This window comes from Paraburkholderia tropica (assembly GCF_014171495.1).
GTDB lineage: Bacteria > Pseudomonadota > Gammaproteobacteria > Burkholderiales > Burkholderiaceae > Paraburkholderia > Paraburkholderia tropica.
This window is the reverse complement of sequence record NZ_CP049137.1, coordinates 914,401-933,822: the sequence shown is the minus strand read 5'-3', so window position 1 is coordinate 933,822 and position 19,422 is coordinate 914,401. Positions and strand designations below refer to the sequence as shown.

General features: G+C 66.6%; 15 protein-coding genes and 1 pseudogene. 10 read left to right on the top strand and 6 right to left on the bottom strand.

Annotation, left to right across the window (positions count from 1 at the left end; all coding sequences use genetic code 11):
• Nucleotides 1–274: 274 nt before the first annotated feature.
• The 4 genes from hmuQ to G5S35_RS34575 all read left to right on the top strand — a co-directional run bounded on the left by hmuQ (nt 275) and on the right by G5S35_RS34575 (nt 6,040).
• Complete coding sequence (gene hmuQ / locus G5S35_RS34590; protein ID WP_124262355.1) at nt 275–595, top strand: heme-degrading protein HmuQ; 321 nt, start codon at nt 275–277, stop codon at nt 593–595.
• Nucleotides 596–894: 299 nt separating this feature from the next.
• Nucleotides 895–3,075: a glycogen debranching protein GlgX gene (gene glgX, locus G5S35_RS34585; RefSeq protein WP_074983194.1), complete on the top strand. Its 2,181-nt coding sequence runs from the start codon at nt 895–897 to the stop codon at nt 3,073–3,075.
• Complete coding sequence (locus G5S35_RS34580) at nt 3,072–5,528, top strand: ATP-binding protein (protein ID WP_183040100.1); 2,457 nt, start codon at nt 3,072–3,074, stop codon at nt 5,526–5,528. Before glgX ends, G5S35_RS34580 begins: the two co-directional genes overlap by 4 nt.
• Before the next feature lie 74 nt (nt 5,529–5,602).
• Nucleotides 5,603–6,040 carry a response regulator gene (locus tag G5S35_RS34575; RefSeq protein WP_065063961.1) on the top strand — a complete coding sequence of 146 codons (438 nt, stop codon included), beginning with the start codon at nt 5,603–5,605 and terminating at the stop codon, nt 6,038–6,040.
• Nucleotides 6,041–6,091: 51 nt separating this feature from the next.
• Here the strand turns inward: G5S35_RS34575 and G5S35_RS34570 are convergent, their stop codons facing one another.
• The 4 genes from G5S35_RS34570 to G5S35_RS34555 all read right to left on the bottom strand — a co-directional run bounded on the left by G5S35_RS34570 (nt 6,092) and on the right by G5S35_RS34555 (nt 11,162).
• Entirely contained in the window at nt 6,092–6,460 is a 369-nt protein-coding gene (locus G5S35_RS34570; RefSeq protein WP_065063959.1) for a nucleotide pyrophosphohydrolase, read from the bottom strand.
• Nucleotides 6,461–6,517: 57 nt separating this feature from the next.
• A complete protein-coding gene (locus tag G5S35_RS34565) occupies nt 6,518–8,167 on the bottom strand; it encodes a sensor histidine kinase (RefSeq protein ID WP_176081398.1) in 1,650 nt (549 codons plus the stop codon).
• Nucleotides 8,168–8,250: 83 nt separating this feature from the next.
• Nucleotides 8,251–8,949 (bottom strand): biliverdin-producing heme oxygenase, encoded by a 699-nt coding sequence (locus tag G5S35_RS34560; RefSeq protein ID WP_237181805.1) that lies wholly within the window; start codon nt 8,947–8,949, stop codon nt 8,251–8,253.
• A 332-nt stretch (nt 8,950–9,281) separates the two neighbouring features.
• On the bottom strand, nt 9,282–11,162 hold the full coding sequence (locus tag G5S35_RS34555) for a sensor domain-containing diguanylate cyclase (protein ID WP_065063955.1): 1,881 nt from the start codon (nt 11,160–11,162) through the stop codon (nt 9,282–9,284).
• A 639-nt stretch (nt 11,163–11,801) separates the two neighbouring features.
• Between G5S35_RS34555 and G5S35_RS40365 the strand changes: the two are divergent.
• From G5S35_RS40365 to G5S35_RS34520, 6 genes and pseudogenes are all read left to right on the top strand, one after another.
• Nucleotides 11,802–12,974: pseudogene (locus G5S35_RS40365) on the top strand (diguanylate cyclase domain-containing protein); the annotation flags it as partial.
• Nucleotides 12,975–13,053: 79 nt separating this feature from the next.
• A complete protein-coding gene (locus G5S35_RS34540; RefSeq protein ID WP_183040099.1) occupies nt 13,054–13,857 on the top strand; it encodes a putative bifunctional diguanylate cyclase/phosphodiesterase in 804 nt (267 codons plus the stop codon).
• 67 nt (nt 13,858–13,924) lie between these two features.
• Nucleotides 13,925–14,794: a flagellar motor stator protein MotA gene (motA, locus tag G5S35_RS34535; RefSeq protein ID WP_074983204.1), complete on the top strand. Its 870-nt coding sequence runs from the start codon at nt 13,925–13,927 to the stop codon at nt 14,792–14,794.
• A 42-nt stretch (nt 14,795–14,836) separates the two neighbouring features.
• Complete coding sequence (gene motB, locus G5S35_RS34530; RefSeq protein WP_065063947.1) at nt 14,837–15,778, top strand: flagellar motor protein MotB; 942 nt, start codon at nt 14,837–14,839, stop codon at nt 15,776–15,778.
• 91 nt (nt 15,779–15,869) lie between these two features.
• Nucleotides 15,870–16,046, top strand: a complete 177-nt coding sequence (locus G5S35_RS34525) for a hypothetical protein (RefSeq protein WP_181440967.1) — start codon at nt 15,870–15,872, stop codon at nt 16,044–16,046.
• A 160-nt stretch (nt 16,047–16,206) separates the two neighbouring features.
• On the top strand, nt 16,207–16,692 hold the full coding sequence (locus G5S35_RS34520) for a PRC-barrel domain-containing protein (RefSeq protein ID WP_237181802.1): 486 nt from the start codon (nt 16,207–16,209) through the stop codon (nt 16,690–16,692).
• A 93-nt stretch (nt 16,693–16,785) separates the two neighbouring features.
• Here the strand turns inward: G5S35_RS34520 and G5S35_RS34515 are convergent, their stop codons facing one another.
• Together G5S35_RS34515 and G5S35_RS34510 are read right to left on the bottom strand one after the other, a co-directional pair.
• On the bottom strand, nt 16,786–17,949 hold the full coding sequence (locus G5S35_RS34515; protein ID WP_183040098.1) for an aromatic ring-hydroxylating dioxygenase subunit alpha: 1,164 nt from the start codon (nt 17,947–17,949) through the stop codon (nt 16,786–16,788).
• A gap of 636 nt (nt 17,950–18,585) precedes the next feature.
• Nucleotides 18,586–19,404, bottom strand: a complete 819-nt coding sequence (locus G5S35_RS34510) for a YkgJ family cysteine cluster protein (protein ID WP_183040097.1) — start codon at nt 19,402–19,404, stop codon at nt 18,586–18,588.
• Between the last annotated feature and the right edge of the window lie 18 nt (nt 19,405–19,422).

Sequence of the window (19,422 nt, the reverse complement as noted above, 5' to 3'; positions counted from 1 at the left end):
TGGATGACGGCTTTGTCACTCAGTGCAAGGGTGCGAGAAGCCGGACGCTCCTACACCATTCCCCATAAACGGCAGTTTGCGGACGGCGTCACACTGGCGGTGTGAGCGGCTTTCTTTTGCCTACTTTTCTTTGCCGCTGCAAAGAAAAGTAGGTGCCGCCCCGCACAGGGGCGACGCTTGCAGACCGACAAGAAAACCAGTTCAACGCCACCCCAAGCCAAGATCCCTATAATCAAAGCGAGAAAGCAACCGCCAACCACAGCCGAGGAAACCCATGTACATCGCCATGAACCGCTTCAAAGTCGCGCTGGGATCGGAACCGGCCTTTGAAGAAGTCTGGAAGAACCGCGACACGCACCTGAAGACGGTCCCGGGCTTCATAGAATTCCACCTGCTGAAGGGTCCAACGCGCGAAGACCACACGCTGTACGCGAGCCACACGATCTGGGCGAACCATGGCGCGTTTGAAGACTGGACACGTTCGGACGCCTTCCGCGCAGCGCACCGGAATGCGGGCAACGCGAGCGAGAGTCGGCCGCTCTACCTGAGCCACCCGGAATTCGAGGGTTTCGAAGTCGTCCAGACGGTGAAATAAGCGCGCGCGACACAACCATGCGCAACCACGCGCAACCACGCCGGACCACGTGCGCCCGCACACACGCCGCACGCGCCCCAAAAAAACCGGCTAAAAACTTCACACCCACCCGGCCAAACTTACACAAAGCGGGGCACCACCACCCCGCCGACCAGTCAAGATCCCCGCGCCCACGCGCATCCCCAGCCTCATCCCCCTTGGCCCGGACCTTGCTTCCTCTTCTCTTCGGTTGAACGATCGACCGCCCTCCGCCCACCGCCCACCAGGCAAGCGTCAGCGCCGCCCCTCCACGAGAGCCCATGAAGAAGAAGACCGCCACTGCCATCGCCGAGGGCCAGCCGTTTCCGCTCGGCGCGACCTGGACCGGACGCGGCGTCAACTTCGCGCTCTTTTCGGCGCACGCGACCAAGGTCGAACTCTGCCTCTTCGACGCGACGGGCCTGCGCGAAATCGAGCGCATCGTGCTGCCTGAATACACCGACGAGGTCTGGCACGTCTTCGTCCCGGACCTGCAACCGGGCGCGATCTACGGCTACCGCGTGCACGGTCCCTACGAACCGCAGGCCGGCCATCGCTTCAATCCGAACAAGCTGCTGCTCGATCCCTACGCGAAGGCGCACGTGGGCGCGCTCAAATGGGATCCATCCGTGTTCGGCTACACGCTCAACCATCCCGACGCCGACCTGTCCTTCGACACGCGTGACAGCGCCCGCTACGTGCCGCGCTGCCGCGTCGTCGATCAGACCTTCAGCTGGCATCACCCGCTGCGCGAGCGCGTGCCGCGCGAACGCGCGATCGTCTACGAAACGCACGTGCGCGGCTACACGATGCGCCATCCCGACGTGCCCGAGGACGAGCGCGGCACCTTCGCGGGCCTCGCGCATCCGAAGGTGCTCGAATACATCCGCGAACTCGGCGTGACGTCGGTCGAACTGATGCCGATCCAGACCTTCGTGAACGACTCGCATCTGCTCGAACGCGGCCTCACGAACTACTGGGGCTACAACACGATCGGCTTCTTCGCGCCCGATCCGCGCTATTCGGTCGGCGCGCAAGGCTCGATCGACGAGTTCAAGAACATGGTGGACCGTCTTCACCAGTCGGGGCTCGAAGTGCTGCTCGACGTGGTCTACAACCACACTGCCGAAGGCAGCGAGCTCGGGCCCACGCTGTCGTTTCGCGGCATCGACAACGCCTCGTACTATCGTCTGCTGCCCGACAATCCGCGCTATCACATCAACGACACGGGCACTGGCAACACGCTCAATCTCTCGCATCCGCGCGTCCTGCAGATGGTCACGGACAGCCTGCGTTACTGGGTGCTCGAAATGGGCGTCGACGGCTTCCGCTTCGACCTCGCGACCATCCTCGGACGCGAACCCGAAGGCTTCGACGAAGGCGGCGGCTTTCTCGACAGTTGCCGCCAGGACCCGATTCTCGCCAGCGTCAAATTGATCGCAGAGCCGTGGGACTGCGGTCCCGGCGGCTATCAGGTGGGCGGCTTCCCGCCCGGCTGGGCCGAGTGGAACGACCGCTTTCGCGACACCGTGCGCGCCTGGTGGAAAGGCGACGAAGGCAAGGCCGCCGACCTCGCCACGCGCCTCGCCGCCTCCGCCGACAAGTTCAACCGGCGCGGCCGCCGTCCGTGGTCGAGCGTCAACTTCGTGACCGCGCACGACGGCTTCACGCTGCACGATCTCGTCTCGTACAACGATCGCCACAACGAGGCCAACGGCGAAGAAAACCGCGACGGCCACGGCGACAATCTCTCGTGGAATTGCGGTGCCGAAGGCCCGACCGACGACGCCGAGATCCGCGCGCTGCGCGAGCGCCAGAAACGCAATTTCCTCGCCACGCTGCTGCTCTCGCAAGGCACGCCGATGCTGCTGGCCGGCGACGAATTCGGGCGCACGCAGCAGGGCAACAACAACGCCTACTGCCAGGACAACGCGATCAGTTGGGTCGACTGGGACGGCATCGGCGACGAAGGCCGCGCGCTCACCGACTTCGTGCGCAAGCTCACCACGCTGCGCCGCGCGCTGCCGGTCCTGCGCCGCAACCGCTTTCTCAGCGGCGAGCACAACGAGGCGCTCGGCGTCACCGACGTCGAATGGCTCTCGCCCGCGGGCGTGCCGCTCACGGACGAGCAATGGGGCGATGCGCAGATGCGCTGCTTCGGCATGCTGATCGACGGCCGTTCGCAGACCAGCGGCATCATGCGGCTCGCCTCCGACGCCACGCTCCTCATCGTGCTCAACGCCTATCACGACGTGGTCGATTTCACGCTGCCCTCGGTGCCCGGCAACGACCAGTGGAGCTGCCTCATCGACACCAACATGCCCGTGCGCGACGAATTGCCCGAATTCGAGGCCGGCGACGTCTATCAGGTCACGGGCCGCTCGCTGCTGCTGTTCGCGCTGCATGCACGCGGCGCGACCAAACGCGTGTTCGAGCGGCTCGAAGAGGACCTGACCGCATGAGCGTGAATCCGTCCACCAATCCGTCGAACAAACCGCCAGACAATCCGCCCACCGATTGCGCGCGCGAGCCGATCCACCTGCCCGGCAGCATCCAGCCCCACGGCTATCTGGCGAGTCTCGACGACGCGGGCCGCATCGCGCAGCTCAGCGCCAATTGCGGCGCGCTCGCGGGCACCACGGCCGACGCGCTGGTCGGCGCGCCGCTCGCGCGGCTCGTCGGCGAACCAGCGGCGCAGGCCGCGCGCGAAGCGCTGGCCGCGCCGGGCTCGGACGGCGCGCCGCAACTCGTCGGCACCATCGACGATCCACGCGGCGGCGAACGCGCGCCGCTCGCCGTGGTCGCGCATCGCTACGACGGCGTCGCCATCGTCGAACTCGAACCGGCGCTCGGCACCGGCGACGTGTTCTCCTCGCTCTACCCGCTCGTGCGCACCTTCCTGCACGCGCTGCAAGCGAGCCCGGGCGTCGAGGAACTCGCGCGCCTCGCCGCCGGCGAAGTCAAGCGCATCACCGGCTACGGACGCACGCTGGTATACGGTTTCGACGAAGCGGGCAACGGCCACGTGATCGCCGAAGCGCTGGACCCCGGCTACGCCTCGTATCTCGATCAGCGCTTTCCGGCCGCCGACATTCCGGCCCAGGCGCGCGCGCTCTATGTGCAGAACCGCATCCGTCTGATCGCCGACGCCGACTACGCGAGCGTGCCGCTCGTGCCGCCGCTGCATCCGGCCACGGGCCGACCGACCGATCTCACGTGGTCGTCGCTGCGCAGCGTTTCGCCCGTGCACGTGCAGTACATGAAGAACATGGGCACCGGTTCGTCGATGTCGATGTCGATCGTGGTGCGCGGCAAACTCTGGGGCCTGATTTCCTGCCATCACGCCAGCGCGCGCCTGCCCGCCTTCGAAGTGCGCGCCGCCTGCGAGCACATCGCGCAGATGCTCTCGCTGCAGATCGAGGCGCGCGAGGACGGCGCTCAGGCCGAGTACGGTCTCGCGCTGCGCCGCCGTCTCTCGCGCCTGCTCGCGAGCATGGCCAACAGCGAGCACTTCGTGAGCGCGCTCGCGGCCGAGCCGCACGAACTGCTCGCGCTCACGGGCGCGAGCGGCGCGGCCATCGTGTTCGACGGACGCATCGTCACGGTGGGCGTCACGCCCGACAAAACACAGATCGAGCAGATCCTCAACTGGCTCGACAATCAGCATGGCGACGTTTACGCGAGCGAACAACTCGCGCAGGAGACAGGCACCGCGTTTCATCACGACGCGGCGGGCATGCTCGCCGTGTCGATCTCGCGGCTCTTTCGCAATTACGTGATCTGGTTCCGTCCCGAGGTCGTGCGCGCGCTCAAGTGGGCCGGCGATCCGCGCACGAAGCTCGCGCCGTCCGGCACGGCAACGACGCCCGCGCAGGCGCTCTCGCCGCGCGCGAGCTTCGACGTCTGGACCGAGATCGTGCGCGAACGCTCGCTGCCATGGCGCGCCGCCGAAATCGAAATCGCCCGTGAATTCCGCGCCGCGCTGCTCGACATCGTGCTGCGCCGCGCCGAAGAACTCGCGCAGCTCGCGCTCGAACTGGGCCGCGCGAACGAGGAACTCGAAGGCTTCTCGTACACGGTCTCGCACGATCTGCGCGCGCCGCTGCGCCATATCGCCGGATTCGCCGATCTGCTCGCGCAAACCGAAGCCGACGCGCTCTCCACGCGCGGACGCCATTTCGTCGAGCGCATCGCGGCGTCGGCGCGTTTCGGCGGCAAGCTCGTCGACGATCTGCTCGCGTTCTCGCACATGGGGCGCGCCGCGCTGCACAAGCAAGCCGTCGATCTGAACCGGCTCGTCAAGGAACTGATCGCCGATCAGCAGCGCGAACATCCCGCGCGCGCAATCGACTGGCGCGTCGCCACGCTCTGCACGCTCACGGCCGATCCCGTGCTGCTGCACGTCGTGCTGCGCAATCTGATCGACAACGCCGTGAAGTTCACGAGCACGCGCACGGAAGACGACGCGCCCGCGCTGATCGAAATCGGCTGCGCGCCGGGCGAAGGCGATCTCGCCGATCACGACATCGTGTTCGTGCGCGACAACGGCGTGGGCTTCGACGCGCGCTACGTCGACAAGCTGTTCGGCGTGTTCCAGCGCCTGCATCGCGTCGAGGAATTCGAGGGCACGGGCATCGGACTTGCTAGTGTCAAACGGATCGTCGAACGCCACGGCGGCCGCGCGTGGGCGACGAGCGAACTGAACGTGGGCACCACGGTGTCGTTCGCGATCCCGCGCGTGGCGCTCGCGCCATCCGCACAGGCGACGCACTCCGCGCAATCCGCACGAAGCGGTGCGCAAGAGGGTGTGAAAAGCGCCGCGAAAAATGGAGAATCGGCGGCGGCGGCCGTCGCGCGGCTCGCGTCGGTCACGCCGGGCGCGCAACCGTTTCGCAACGTGCGCAAGCCGGACTAGCCGCGCTCATCGATCAACCTGCAACCCTGCCCTACCCAACGCGCCTAGAGGCGCCGGAGAAAGAGGATACCGTCGTGCTAAGACCCATTCTGCTCGTGGAAGACAATCCGAACGATATCGAGCTCACCCTGATCGCGCTTGAAAAAGCGCGCCTTGCGAACCCGGTGGTTGCGCTGCGCGATGGCGCGGAAGCGCTCGACTACCTGCGCCGCGAAGGTCAGTGGGCCGATCGCCTCGACGAAAACCCCGCCGTCATTCTGCTCGACAAGAAATTGCCGAAGCTCGACGGCCATGAAGTGCTGAAGGTCGTGCGCGAGAACGCGCATCTGCGGCGCATTCCGGTGGTCATGCTGACCTCGTCGCGCGAAGAAAAAGATCTGCTGCGCAGCTACGATCTGGGCGTCAACGCCTACGTGGTGAAGCCCGTGGAGTTCGACGACTTCATGGATGCGATCAACGACCTCGGCGTCTTCTGGGCCGTGCTCAACGAGCCGCCGCCTTATTCGCGCTGATCGTCGCGTTGATCGTCGCGTTGAATTGCGCATTGACGTGCGCGCCGGTCCTCACAGATCGGAATGCTTCTTCGCGTTGCCCTTCGCTTTCTCGACCGGATAGCGCGTTTCGTTCACGCGCACCTTGTCGGCGGCCGCCTTCACGAGATCGAACCCCGCCGTGTGCGCGGTCAGCAGCAAGTAGATGAAGACGTCCGCGCATTCCTGTTCGAGATGGGCGCGCGCGGCGGGATCGGCTAGCATGGCGGCGATCTGCGCATCGTCTTTCCATTGGATGGTTTCGAGCAACTCGCCCGCTTCGATGCTGGTCGACACGATCAGATTGCGCAGCGTATGAAACTGCTGCCAGTCGCGCGCCTCGCGAAACGCGAGCACCTGCTTGATGAGCGCGTCGAGCGGCGTGGAAGTGGAATCGTTCATGTCGGTGGCGTCAGGGAGCAATGCGGTGCGGCGATTTTACCGCTGCATTCACCTCATTCACCGATACCGCGGCATCGTCACCACGAACGTCGCGCCCTTGCCCACACCGTCGCTATGCGCGCGAATCGAGCCGCCATGCAGGCGCACGATGCTGCGTGCGAGCCATAGTCCGAGCCCGAGTCCGGACACGCGTCCGCTGCCGGCCGCCTGATAGAAGCGTTCGAAAATGCGTTCGAGCACGTCGGCGCCGATGCCGCGCCCCGTGTCGCGCACGCAAAGCTCGGCGTGCTCGCCGTGCACGCGCACGCTCACCGTAATCTCGCCCGCCTCGGTGAACTTCAGCGCATTCGACACGAGATTCCAGATGACCTGGCGCACGCGTTTTTCATCGGCCATCACGACGCAGGAATCGAGATCGTCGGCGACGAGGCGCACGCCTTTTTCCTCGATGCGCATGCGCATGTCCTCGGCGATATTGCCCGCGAGCGCACCCAGATCGACGGGCGCGAGTTCGATCGACAGCTTGCCGGTGGCGATCGCGCCGCTGTCGAGCAGATCGTCGACCATCAGCGCGAGCTGACGCGCATTGCGTTCGATGACCGTACCCGCGCGCGCCATGTGCGTGACGTCGGCCGAGCGTTGCAGCAGCGTCGCCCACGACTGGATCGCGCCCAGCGGCGAGCGCAGTTCGTGGCTCACGGCCGCCACGAAATGATCCATCGCGCGCGTGGCCTCTTCGCTGCGCTCGCGCGCGGCGCGCTCGGTCACGGCGGCGGCCTGATGTTCAAGCTCGGACTCCTTGCGCATCGAAATATCGAGCGCGAGCCCGATGATCGACACCGCCGCGGGCGGCGCGTTCTCCTGCTCGCTGTACTCGATGGTTTCGCTGCCGCGCGGACGCGTGGCGCGCAACAGAATCCAGCGTCGCTGCCGGTTCGGCCAGGTCACGCGGAAATCGACTTCCACGGGCGTATCGGTATGGCGCGCGGCGTCGAACGCGCTGCGCACGCGCTCGCGATGTTCCTCGTCGATCAATTCCTCGAACAGCCGCCGTTCGGTGATGGTTGCCACACCCGGCAGACCCAGCAGCGTCTTGAACTGCTCGTTGCAGGTGAATACGCCCGTGCGCGTCTGCAGTTCCCACGCGCCCACGCTCGCGAATGCCAGCGCGTGCTGAAGCTGTTCCTGCTGCATGCGCAACTGCTCGTTGGCTTCGTCCACCAGCACCTGTCGCAGGCGCGCCTGCGAGCGCAGCTTGGCGCGCTCGCGCTGCTCGCGCGCCTCCTCTTCCATGCGTTCGGTGATGTCGTGCACGCAAAGCCCGTAGAGCGCCTCGCCGCGCGCGGTGCGCATGAGCGTCGCGCGCACCTGCCAGTAGCGCGGCACGAGCGCGCCGTTGCCGCCGAGCGCGAGGTCGTAGCGGATCGGCGGGGCAAGACGGCTTTCGCCTGGCGCGCCGTCGGCGAGCAGGCTCTCGAGCCACTGGCGGCGCGCCTCGCGCTGTGCCGTGGACCCCGCCTGGTTGATCGTGTAGATCGAGCGGCCGACGATAGCTTCGCGCTCGCACGCGACGAGCGCCAGATAGGCGCGGTTGGCCGCGACGACGGTGGCCTCGGCGTCGAGGATCAGCCAGGCGTCGGGCAGCGCCTCGAAGATGTCGGCGACGTCGAGCAGCGCGCCGGTCTCCGGCGCGGCGGACGCTGTCATTGAATCGGCCACTGAATCAGCCATCGACCCGGCCATCGGCCCCGCAGCGGACTCGCGCATGATGCGTCGACGCCCGGCAGCGCTCAGGCCGCGACCACGCGCGCGGCGGGCGCGACGGTGTCCAGCGACGATGGCGGCAGCAGCGCGATGAGCCGGTCGAAAGCGGCCCGCGCACCCGCGCAGGCGCGGTCGACCGCGACGGGCGTATGCACTTCGCGCCGCATGGCCGCCACGAAGGCGTGCCAGCGCGGACCGGGCGCGTTGCCGTCGCCGCTCAGATAGTCGAGCGGATGCGGCGCGAAGGCCGGCGCGTGCTTGCGCAGCAGCACCGCGCCGCCCAGTTGCGAGCCTTCGATCACGTAACACGCGCCCCAGCGCCACGCGGCGTCGGCGGCGAGCGCGGCGGATACCGCCGATACGACGGGCGGCACGGCGCGCACGCCGGATTGCGCGTGAAGGCGGGCTTCGGCGAGTTCGTCGGTCGTGTCCTGCGGACGCAGCGCCGGGTGTGCGAGGTCGCGCTCGATCAGCGTCAGACGCGCGATTTGCGGCAGGCTCGCGGCGTCCTGCGGGCCGTCGGCGAAACGCTGCAGCCACGCTTCGAGCGGCGCGAGCCAGTGGCGCAGCACTTCGAGGTGCAGACGGTAATGGGCGAGCGAGGGCGCGCCCACGGCGAGCGGCATCGCCCGCTCGACGGCCTCGTGGCGCGCGGCGGTTGCGAGGCGCAGAGCGCCGAGGACATCGACGAACGAGGATTCGGCGGCGGATCGGATAGCGGTCACGGTCGGGTCCTGATAAGCGAGACAAGCAAAACAAGCACAACAACGGCCAAGCATGATGACATTCGGGCGATGATCGCCGGCGGCATCGGTCTGCATTGGGGTCTGCATCATACCGGCGCGACGCGGCCTTGCGTGTCTGGCGCGCCCCAATTATCGCGCTGCCGGCACGATCGTGCGTGGACGCACGCAAGCGCGTCAGCAGATCGTCGGTGGGGAGATGCGCAGGTTTTGTGCCCGGGCGGGCGCAGCGTGAAGGCGTGTGAAAGACAGGCGACAGGGGAACATGCGCGAAGAGCGTCGCGCGACGCGACTCGAAACGACGAAAGCGGAAACTACGAAAGCGACACCACCGGCGAGCGTCCGGCTTCGCCGCCCGCTTCCGCCACCGGCGCGCAGCCGAGCCGCCAGGTATTGCGCCCGGCGCGCTTGGCCTCGTACATCGCCGTATCGGCGATCGCGAGCAGATCGGCGGCCGCCACGCTCGCATCGTGGATCGCCACACCCACGCTCGCGCTGGCCTCCACCCGCATGCCGCCCGTCACGAACGGCCGGGCGAGCGCGCCGCAGATCGCCTGCGCGATGCGCCCGGCGTCGCGCGCGTCGGCCACGCCGCGGCTCACCACCACGAATTCGTCGCCGCCGAGACGGCTCACGAAATCGCCCGCGCGCACAGTCGCGCCCAGCCGCTGCGCGGCCTCGCGCAACAGCGCGTCGCCGGCATCGTGGCCGTGACGATCGTTGATGCCCTTCAGGCCGTCGAGATCGACGAAAAACACCGCGAAGCAGCACGTTCCCGCGTGCGTGGCCGCCAGTTCCTCATCGAGCGCGCGACGGTTCGCGAGCCCCGTGAGCGCATCGACCAGCGCGCGCTCGCGCAGATGCTGCTCGGTGCGGCGCTGCTCCGTCACGTCGTGCGACATCACGTAAAAACCCGTCACCACGCCGTCGCGCTTCGCCGGAATATAGGTCGTGCACCAGACGCGTTCCTCGTCCTCGCGATACCGCACCTCGCTGCAGGTCACGCGTTCGCCCGCGAGCGCACGCGAGAAGTATGGCTGCAACTGCGCGAGCACGTCGGGCCGCAGCGTTTGCGCCACGTTCGCCCCCACCTCGCCCGGCGCGCGCGGCCCGAGCACGCGCTTGAACGTCTCGTTGTAGAAGCGATAACGCAGTTCGCGGTCCACCACGGCGATCAGCACGGGCAGATTGTCGGTGATGGTCTGCAGCGCGTCGCGGCTGCGGCGCAGTTCGGCGGTGCGTTCGCGCACGCGTTCCTCGAGTTCCGCGTGATAGTTGCGCAGCGCTTCCTCGCTGCGCTTGCGGCTGTCGATGTCCTGCACGGCGGCGATGAAATGCGCGGGCACGCCCGCCGCGTCGCGCAGCAGCGTGACGGCGAGATTCACCCAGATCGCCGTGCCGTCGGGACGCACGTAACGCTTTTCGGTCGTATAGGTCGACTGCTTGCCCGCGAGCAATTCGGACGCGAGCGCCACGTCGGCGGCCACGTCGGCGGGATGCGTGACGTCGGCGAAGGTGAGCTTGCGCAGCGATGCCTCGTCGTAGCCCGTGATCTCCGAAAAGGTCTGGTTGACGTCGAGAAAGCGGCCGTCGAGCGCGACCAGCGCGTTGCCGATCGGCGTTTCCCGGAACACGGTCGTGAAGCGCGCCTCGCTGATCGCGAGCGAGCGGCGGTCGCGTTCGTGCGCCGTGCGCGAGCGGATCAGCTTGCGACGCACTTCGAGTTCGCGCTCGACGAGTTGCGCGTAGTCGGCGAGCGTTTCCACGTCCGCGATCTCGAACGCGCGCGGCGCGGTATCGATCAGACAGAGCGTGCCGACCACCTGACCGTCGGCGAGACGCAGCGGCGCGCCCGCATAGAAACGGATATGCGGCGCGCCCAGCACGAGCGGATTGTCGAGAAAGCGTTCGTCGTCGAGCGCGTCCTCGACCACGAGCGGGCGCTTGCTCAACACCGCGTGCGCGCAGAACGACATGCTGCGCGGCGTTTCGCAGGCGGCGATGCCGTAATGCGACTTGAACCACTGACGGTCTTCGTCGACGAGCGAGACCAGCACGATCGGCACGCGAAACGCCCGCGCGGCGAGGCGCGCGATGCGGTCGAACGCCTCCTCCGGTTCGGAGTCGAGGATATCGAGCCGTTGCAGCGCGCGCAGGCGGACGTCCTCGTCGAGCGGAAGCGGAGCAGTAATCATGTCGGTGTCTCGCAGTGGCGAGCGCGGCACGCGCGACGCCTCGGTCGGTTCTCGATACACGTTAACGGCAAGCGCGCGCCAAACCTGACCCCGGCGCGCGGCGGCGTGCGACGTCTCGCTTTCCGCTATTTTCCCCGGTAAATACTGAATAAAAAGCGCACGCCCGTGCGCCCGGATAGCACGACGCCATGCCGCCATGCCGCGCGCATGCGGGTATATCCGCATCAAGCGCGGCGCGCGACATGGCTGCGCTTCGCGGCGCTCGGCAATTTATTTCCATTGATACGGATACCTGATTAATTACCTGATTCACGATGATCGCACCCCCGAAAAAAATATCGTAAGACGACTTCAGCAACGTGCGGCGCCGCCGTAAAAATGGCCAAGCTTCATGTTCGCGCAATCATCATGAGATCACTGACTCAGGCTGCAAAATTGACTTCGCCACCTTCGTGGGCCAGCGCCGCGCGCCTCGCGGGCAGCCGCACATCGGCGGCCCGTGCGAGCGCCTCGCCGCGCGCACGCCGTGCCGCTGCATGGCGCGGTCATGGCACCGGCGCCGCCACCAATTTCGCCACGCGTCGACTGCTTGCGCGCCAGCGCACCTGCCGCGCTTGAGGATCATCGAGACGAACGCCTATGGATCACACCATGAAGCCCGCGTCCCGAGCGCCTCAGGCGCGCGATGCCTGGCCGCTGCGTAGCGCGAGCGCTGCATTGCGCCGCTCGATCCGCACGCGCACGAAGCTGCACATCGGCATTTTCATCGTGCTGTTCACCGCGCAAACGCTGTTGCTCACGAGTCAGTTGCTCGCCGTGAACCATGCGCTCGAACATGCCGAACCCACAGAACCGGAACCGGCCGCACACGCGTTCCAGGATCGTTACGCGGATCGCAACGGCGATGAACTCGGCGAACGCAACGAACGCCCCGCGCACGCGCTCGACAACGTGCAGGCCGTGCCCGCGCGCCTCGTGCTGATCGACCGCCAGGGCCTGCGCGAAACGGACTTGCGCAACCTGCGCGACGACAGCCTGCAAACGACCGGCGACGAACGTGCGCTCGGCGTTCACGATGCGGCTCGCCACGCGCGCCAGCTCGTCAAGCGCACGCTCGAAGCCGCGCTCGCGATCGCCTGTCTCACGCTGCTGCTCGGCGTCGCGCTGTTCCGCCATGTCGAGCGCACGATGCTGCAGCCCTTGCTCACGATCACCGATTCGCTCGTGCGGCTCGCTCGCGGCGAAGAGATTCACACGCTGCCCGACCTCGAACGCACCGACGAAATCGGCGCGATGGCCAAGGCTTTCGACGCGCTCTGCGCGAGGTCGCGCGAACTGAAAGACGCACACGAAGCCACGCGCGCCGCCGAGGCGCACGCCCAGGCGCTCGCGCGCCACGATCCGCTCACCGGCTTGCCCAACCGTCGCCTGCTCGCGGCGGAGATGGGCGCCGCGTTCGAACAGGCGCGCCGTCGCGGCAGCGGCTATCTCGTGATCGTGATCGACCTCGACCGCTTCAAGCCCGTGAACGACCTGTATGGCCACGCGGCCGGCGACGCCGTGCTCTGCGAAATCGCCGCGCGGCTGCGCCGCAACGTGCGCGAGCGCGATACCGTCGCGCGTCTTGGCGGCGACGAATTCGCCGTGCTCGCGCTCGCCCCGCACGACGAACAGGCCGATGTCGCGCGCGAACTCGCGCAACGTCTGCTGGCCGCCGTGCGCGCGCCCATCGACGTGGACGGCGTGCGTCTGAACGTGGACGCGAGCATCGGCATCGCGTGCTGCCCGCGCGACGGCGAAGATGCCGACGACCTGCTGCGCGCCGCCGACATCGCCATGTACCGCGCCAAATGCGAAGGCAAAAGGCACGTACCGTTTCTTCGAGCAAAAGATGGACGACGAACTGCGCGAGCAGGCCACGCTCGAATCGGACGTACGCCGCGCGCTCGCGGGCGGCGAGATCCGTCCGTACTATCAGCCGCTCGTGCGTCTCGCCGACGGCCAGACCGCCGGCTTCGAAATTCTCGCGCGCTGGCATCACGCCGAACGCGGCTGGGTGCCGCCCGATCTGTTCGTCCCCTTGATCGAGCAAATGGGCATCGCGCCCGTGTTCATGGCGGCGATCCTGCGCCGCGCCTGCCGCGACGCGCTGCGCTGGCCCGAGCGCTATCGTCTCGCTTTCAACATCTCGCCCGCGCAGTTCAAGGACGAACAACTGGTGTCGCTGCTGCTGCCGATTCTCGCCGACGAAGGCTTTCCGCCCGAGCGTCTGGAGATCGAAATCACCGAGTCGGCGCTGATGTGCGACTTCGATATCGCGCGCGCCGTGCTCGCGCAATTTCGCGGCGCGGGGCTGAGCATGTCGCTCGACGACTTCGGCACCGGTTATTCGAGCCTGCAGCATCTGCACGAACTGCATTTCGACAAGCTCAAAATCGACCGCTCGTTCGTGCTCTCGATGGCGACGTGCAGCGAAAGCGCGAAGATCGTCGACGCCATCGTCGCGCTGGCCTCGAATCTCGGCATGGCCACCGTGGCCGAGGGCGTCGAAACCCAGGAACTCGCGCGCATGCTGCGTCTGAAGGGCTGCGAGTACGCACAGGGCTATTACTTCGGCAAGGCAATGGCCGCGCGGGACATCGACGCGCTGCTTAACGTGGACCGCGCCAACGCGCTCGCGCAAGACGCCGCGTAGACGTTGCGCAGGCGTCGCGCGCGGCCGTCGGGTCCGTTTCAACACTCAAGGAAGCAAGGGAAACATCATGTTTGTCGCAATCGGCTGGATCGTGGTCCTCGGATCGGTGATCGGGAGCTTCGTCGGCGTGGGCGGCCATTTGCCCGCGCTCGTGCAACCGTTCGAACTCCTGTGTATTTTCGGCGCGGCGATGGGTGCGTTCGTGGTGAGCAACCCCAAGTCCACGCTCGGCAAGACCATCAAGGCGCTGCCCACCTGTTTCAAGGGCGGCGGCTATACCAAGGCGCAGTATCTCGAACTGATCGCCCTGCTCTACGAACTGCTGCAAAAGGCCCGCAAGGAAGGGATGATGGCGCTCGAAGCGGATATCGAAGCGCCCGAGAACAGCCCGATTTTCCAGAAGTACGCGCGCGTGCTGGCCGATCATCATCTGCTCGATTTCATCGTCGACTATCTGCGCATGATGTCGGGCGGCAACGTGAACCCGATGGAAATGCAGGACCTGATGGACGAGGAACTCGACACGCACCACGCCGAAGTCTCGGTCGCGCCCAACGCGATCCAGAAGATGGCGGACGGCCTGCCCGCCTTCGGCATCGTGGCCGCCGTGATGGGCGTCGTGCACACGATGGGTTCGGTCGGCCAGCCGCCCGCCGTGCTCGGCGAGATGATCGCGGGCGCGCTCGTGGGTACCTTCCTCGGCATTCTGCTGGCCTACGGTTTCGTGGGCCCGATCGCCGATCTGCTCAACGCCAAGGGCCGCGCCGCCACCAAGCCGTTTCAGTGCGTGAAGGCCGTGCTGCTCGCCTCGCTCGCGGGCTATGCGCCGCCGGTGGCCGTGGAATTCGGCCGCAAGGTGCTGTTCACCGCCGACCGTCCGAGCTTCAAGGAACTCGACGAAACCGTGCGCGCCACCAAGACGCCGAAGCCCGCGTAAGCGCGGCGCACAGAGACACCGCAACACCGGGGAGAACACGACATGTCGCAAAGACAGCGCGCCGCGCAAGACAGCGAGAGCAGCAAACCCGCGCCCGTGATACGCCGCGTGAAGAAAGGCGGCGCCCACGACGCGCATCACGGCGGCGCGTGGAAGATCGCCTATGCCGACTTCGTAACGGCGATGATGGCCTTCTTCCTGCTGATGTGGCTGCTCGGCTCCACTTCGCAGTACGACCGCGACGGCATCGAAAAGTACTTCAACACGCCGCTGTCGAGCATGCTCGGCGGCAAGCCGAATTCGGCCAATCCGAGCCCGAGCGTCATCAACGGCGGTGGCCACGATTTGTCGAACAAGCTGCCCGCCGTGGGCGGCGCGAAAGCCCAGCCGCCACAGACGCGCGCGGTGCCGGTGGCGCTCGCGCCCGCCGACGCCGCCGACAAGGCGCGTCTTCAGCAACTGAAGGCGAAACTCTCGGCACTGATCGAGCAAAAGCCCGCGCTGAGCGCATTCAAGGACCAGATCCGCGTCACGATCACCGACGAAGGGCTGCGCATCGAACTCGTCGATTCGCTCAAGCGCCCGATGTTCGCCACCGGCAGCGCGAAGCTCGAAGACTACGCGTACGCGATCCTCGTCGAGATCGGCAGCGCGCTCAACGACACGGCAAGCGGCGTGTCGATCGCGGGCCATACCGATTCGGTCCCGTATTCGGGCGGCCTCGCGGGCTACTCGAACTGGGAGTTGTCGAGCGAACGCGCGAACGCGGCGCGGCGCGCGCTGGTGGCCGGTCATCTGGCCGAGGACCGTCTGCTGCAGGTGCGCGGACTCGCCGACGTGCTGCCGCTCGACAAAGGCAGCACGGACAGTCCGCTGAACCGCCGCATCAGCATCCTCGTGATGAATCAGGCCGCCGAGCGCGCGTTCTTCGAAGATGCGCACCGCTACAACGTGGCGGGGCAAAAAGCGGGGACGGCGTCGTAGCGGGCGAGCGCGGTGTGAGTGTGAGTGTGAGCGCGCGCGGCGGGCGCGGACTTTGCGCTGCGAAAGCGTCCACTTCGATGGGAGCGACACCATGACTGCAACCGATCCGCGTAATCCGCAACCCGACGATCCGCGCCACCCCGCGCCCGCCCAGCACAACGACAACGCGCACAGCAAGATGCCCGAGCGCGACGACCGCGACCGCAAGCAGTCGCCCGCCGATCGCCCCGGCAAGCATCCGGGCGAAGGCGAGCCGTCGGTGAGTTGAACGAGGTGCTCAATCCTGCCCTGAAGCGAGCGCGGCGCTGAGAAAACCGCGCAATCCGCGGCACGGGCATTGCTCTAGTGAAGGTACGACGGCCGGCGGCGTCACGCAGCATCGCGAACGCGCCGGCCGAACTCAACGTAGTCCTTCACAGGAGGCGATCATGCCCACCTTCACCCCCAGCAATATGCCCACGAGCCAAGGCAGCCAGGGCGCGCGCATCGTCGGCAAGGGCAACGAAACGGCCGCCGGTCCCGGCCCCGACATCATGGCCGCCAGCACGCTCGACAGCAATCGCGTACTCAGTTCGGATGGCGAAGAAATCGGCAAGATCAAGGAGATCATGCTCGACGTGCAAGGCGGACGCGTCGCCTATGCAGTGCTTTCAAGCGGTGGTTTTCTCGGTATCGGCGACAAGCTGCTCGCCATTCCGTGGGGCGCGCTCACGCTCGATACGAGCCGCAAGTGTTTCCTGCTCAATGTGTCGTCCGAACGCGTGCGTAACGCGCCGGGCTTCGACAAGGATCACTGGCCCGCGATGGCCGACGCCAAGTGGGGCAGCACCGTGCACGCCTATTACGGCAGCGAGCCGTACTGGGAAGGCGTCGAACCCGTGGTGCCGCCGCGCGACGACATCGGGCATCACTGATCGCGTCTGATGACGTAGTGCATTCGGTTCGTTCACGCGCGGGCGCTGTTTTTCGATGCGCTCGCGCGTGATGTTGCTGATTGATTGCGTGAGTTAGTTTGCTGCGTTCGCGTCTGAAACTGACGCAATGGGTATGACAGGCGTCAGTGCCCCGTCGAGCGCCCACGTCGACACATCGCGCCGCGCGGGACAAGCGATCACGTTGATCGCGCGCTTGTTCTCCAGTCTGTTTTCCACTTCGCTCGCCGCATCGCCGGAACCCGACGGCGCCGCAAGCCAGCCGCGCTGTTCGAGCGCGCGCACGCGCTGCCGGAACGCGATCTGCAAGGCATCCGATTTCACCGACACCTCGCTCTGCCAGCCATCCGGCACGCACTCGGGACGCACGCGCCGCAACACCGCGTGATCCTCGTTGAAAATACGCAGATTGCGCGCGCGAAACCGCGCGTCGAGCAACGGCGTCTTCAGAAACGTGCGCCCCATCATCCAGTACGTGCGCGTATGCAGCGCATCCACCGGCACATGCGCCGACACGATATCAATTCGCCAGCCGTTCCCCAGCTGCAGTTCGAGCGTCGCGCACGGCCCGCTCAGATGAAAACCCGTTTGCGTGACGACTTCCACGTGCTCGCCGGTCGCTTGACGGCGCAGCAAGCCGCGCCGCACGGGCCGCTGCATCACGAGCTTCGCGTGGCCGCTCCACGCATCGGGCGCGCTCACTTCGAACGCGTCGATCTCGGGCCGATCCGGCGCGCCGAACGAGGTGCCGTGCACGAACGGCGCGTGCGCGAAATCGAGGCCGTTCTCGACGATGCGCTCCCAGTTCGCGTCCCAGTCGAAGGTGCCGTGAATCACGCGCACGTTGGCGTCGTCGGCCCAGGCGAGCGGCGGCAGCGGCGGGCGTTCGGCTTCGGGCAGATCGCCGAGAAAGGCCCAGATCCAGCCGTGACGCTCGACGACCGGATAACCGTCGACACGCGCCCGCGCCGGAATGCGCGCCTGCGGCTGCGCCGGAATATGCGTGCAGACGCCGTCGCCGCCATAACGCCAGCCGTGATACGGGCATTGCACCTCGCCGTTCACGCGCTGGCCCGCCGCGAGCGACGCGCCGCGATGCACGCAGATATCGGAGAGCAGACGCGCCCGGCCTTCGGTGTCGCGAAACGCAACGAAGCGATGGCCGAGCAGCGTGACCGGCAGCAACGCGTGGCGCAGATCGGTCGACGCAGCCACGACGTACCAAAGATTTTTCAGCATGGGATCGGCAATTTTTTCAGCGTGAAAACGGGATCGATGTTGCGTTGCGGACGCGCCGCCGAAAAAAGGGCCAGCGCGTCACAGCGGCAGTCTAACCGCTGCGACGATTGCATGCCGCGTGCCACGCAGCCGGTGCGTTCATGCCGCCGGACTTCGCCGAATTACGTCGGCCAGCGCACGGAACGCCGCGTATGAAAGCGCGACCCTGCGCATGCAGCATCCACACTCGCGCGACATCCCCACAATTCAATCGACGGCGCGCGCTGTGTGCAAAGCGCAACAGCTTCGCGCGCGGACCTTTTCAGGTACCGGAGTTGCGGCGCAACATGCAGTCAAGAAGCCGGGGCGGCGCGGCACCCGGCATGAATGCCCGAACTGACCGGACAAACCGGTTTTGCTCGGCGCTTCGTCGAGAGGGGCTCGCCCCTAGACTGGCCTTGCATTCAAACCAACAATGGGGAATGGCAATGGGCGTGACTAACTGGATCCTGGTGCTCGAATGTGCCTATATGGAATTTTCGAGCTGGCGCGGCAAGAACATCTATCGCCGCACGGTGGACTACGATCGCGTGGTGTGGTGTTGAGCGCGGCGCACGCGGCGCTTTAGCTGCGCCACGTTCGACACGCTCGACACATTCACGCTTCGCTCGCGGGATGAAACCCCAGGTAGTGCTGGGGCACCGGCAACGCTGCGGGCGGCGCGCTCAGCGCGTCGACGCAAGCGAGCGCATCGCGCGTGGCCTGGCGGTTCGATATCAGCGTCCATGAGACGCCGGGTTCGAATGCGTCGGCCGCTTGAAGCGTGTTCTGCGCCGCGTTTTGCATCGACGCATTCGCGGCGTCGAGCGCGGCGGCAATCGCCGCATCCATCGCTTCGCTGCCCGGCTTGACGATCACGAAACCCTCGTTGCCGAGCGCCGCCATGCGCACGCCGAGTTCGTCGCAGAGTGCGCGCTTGGCCGGCACGTCGGCCACATCCGAATGGCGGCGCAGCGCGATATCGGCCTGCACCGTCTCATCGACATAACGTCCCCCGATTTCGAATACCGGATAGCGCGACTCCCACGCTGGCGGCGGACAGCCCTTCGCGGACGGTGCGAACGGCACGAACGGATTCACTTCGGCGGGATAGATGCGGCACACGCGCGGCCGGTGATCGTAAGCGCCGCAGCGCAGATCGGGCAGCAGGTTCGGACACGGGCCGTCGAAAGCGGCCACCACCATCGGCACGATACGCACGGGCAGCGTGCCGCTCATCGCCGCGAACGAGCGCGCGCGTTTGTACGCGGCATAGCCATCGTCGGCGGGCGGTTCGTCGAGCCACGGCAGCGCTTCGCAGAAGAGCTGCACGTCGCCGCCGTCGCGCAACCAGACGCGCGCCTCGGCCAGACTCAGAGGAATGCGCAGATCGTGGCAACAGTGGCCACACATCGTGCAGGAAAAGTGGGTAGACATCGTGATTGACTGCGGGGA

Coding starts and splice junctions, on each gene's coding strand:
- G5S35_RS34570 (WP_065063959.1), bottom strand. CDS start 6,460: ATGAACGATTCCACTTCCACGCCGCTCGACGCGCTCATCAAGCAGGTG.
- G5S35_RS34520 (WP_237181802.1), top strand. CDS start 16,207: ATGCCCACCTTCACCCCCAGCAATATGCCCACGAGCCAAGGCAGCCAG.
- G5S35_RS34540 (WP_183040099.1), top strand. CDS start 13,054: ATGGACGACGAACTGCGCGAGCAGGCCACGCTCGAATCGGACGTACGC.
- motB (WP_065063947.1), top strand. CDS start 14,837: ATGTCGCAAAGACAGCGCGCCGCGCAAGACAGCGAGAGCAGCAAACCC.
- hmuQ (WP_124262355.1), top strand. CDS start 275: ATGTACATCGCCATGAACCGCTTCAAAGTCGCGCTGGGATCGGAACCG.
- G5S35_RS34555 (WP_065063955.1), bottom strand. CDS start 11,162: ATGATTACTGCTCCGCTTCCGCTCGACGAGGACGTCCGCCTGCGCGCG.
- motA (WP_074983204.1), top strand. CDS start 13,925: ATGTTTGTCGCAATCGGCTGGATCGTGGTCCTCGGATCGGTGATCGGG.
- G5S35_RS34510 (WP_183040097.1), bottom strand. CDS start 19,404: ATGTCTACCCACTTTTCCTGCACGATGTGTGGCCACTGTTGCCACGAT.
- G5S35_RS34565 (WP_176081398.1), bottom strand. CDS start 8,167: ATGACAGCGTCCGCCGCGCCGGAGACCGGCGCGCTGCTCGACGTCGCC.
- glgX (WP_074983194.1), top strand. CDS start 895: ATGAAGAAGAAGACCGCCACTGCCATCGCCGAGGGCCAGCCGTTTCCG.
- G5S35_RS34515 (WP_183040098.1), bottom strand. CDS start 17,949: ATGCTGAAAAATCTTTGGTACGTCGTGGCTGCGTCGACCGATCTGCGC.
- G5S35_RS34580 (WP_183040100.1), top strand. CDS start 3,072: ATGAGCGTGAATCCGTCCACCAATCCGTCGAACAAACCGCCAGACAAT.
- G5S35_RS34525 (WP_181440967.1), top strand. CDS start 15,870: ATGACTGCAACCGATCCGCGTAATCCGCAACCCGACGATCCGCGCCAC.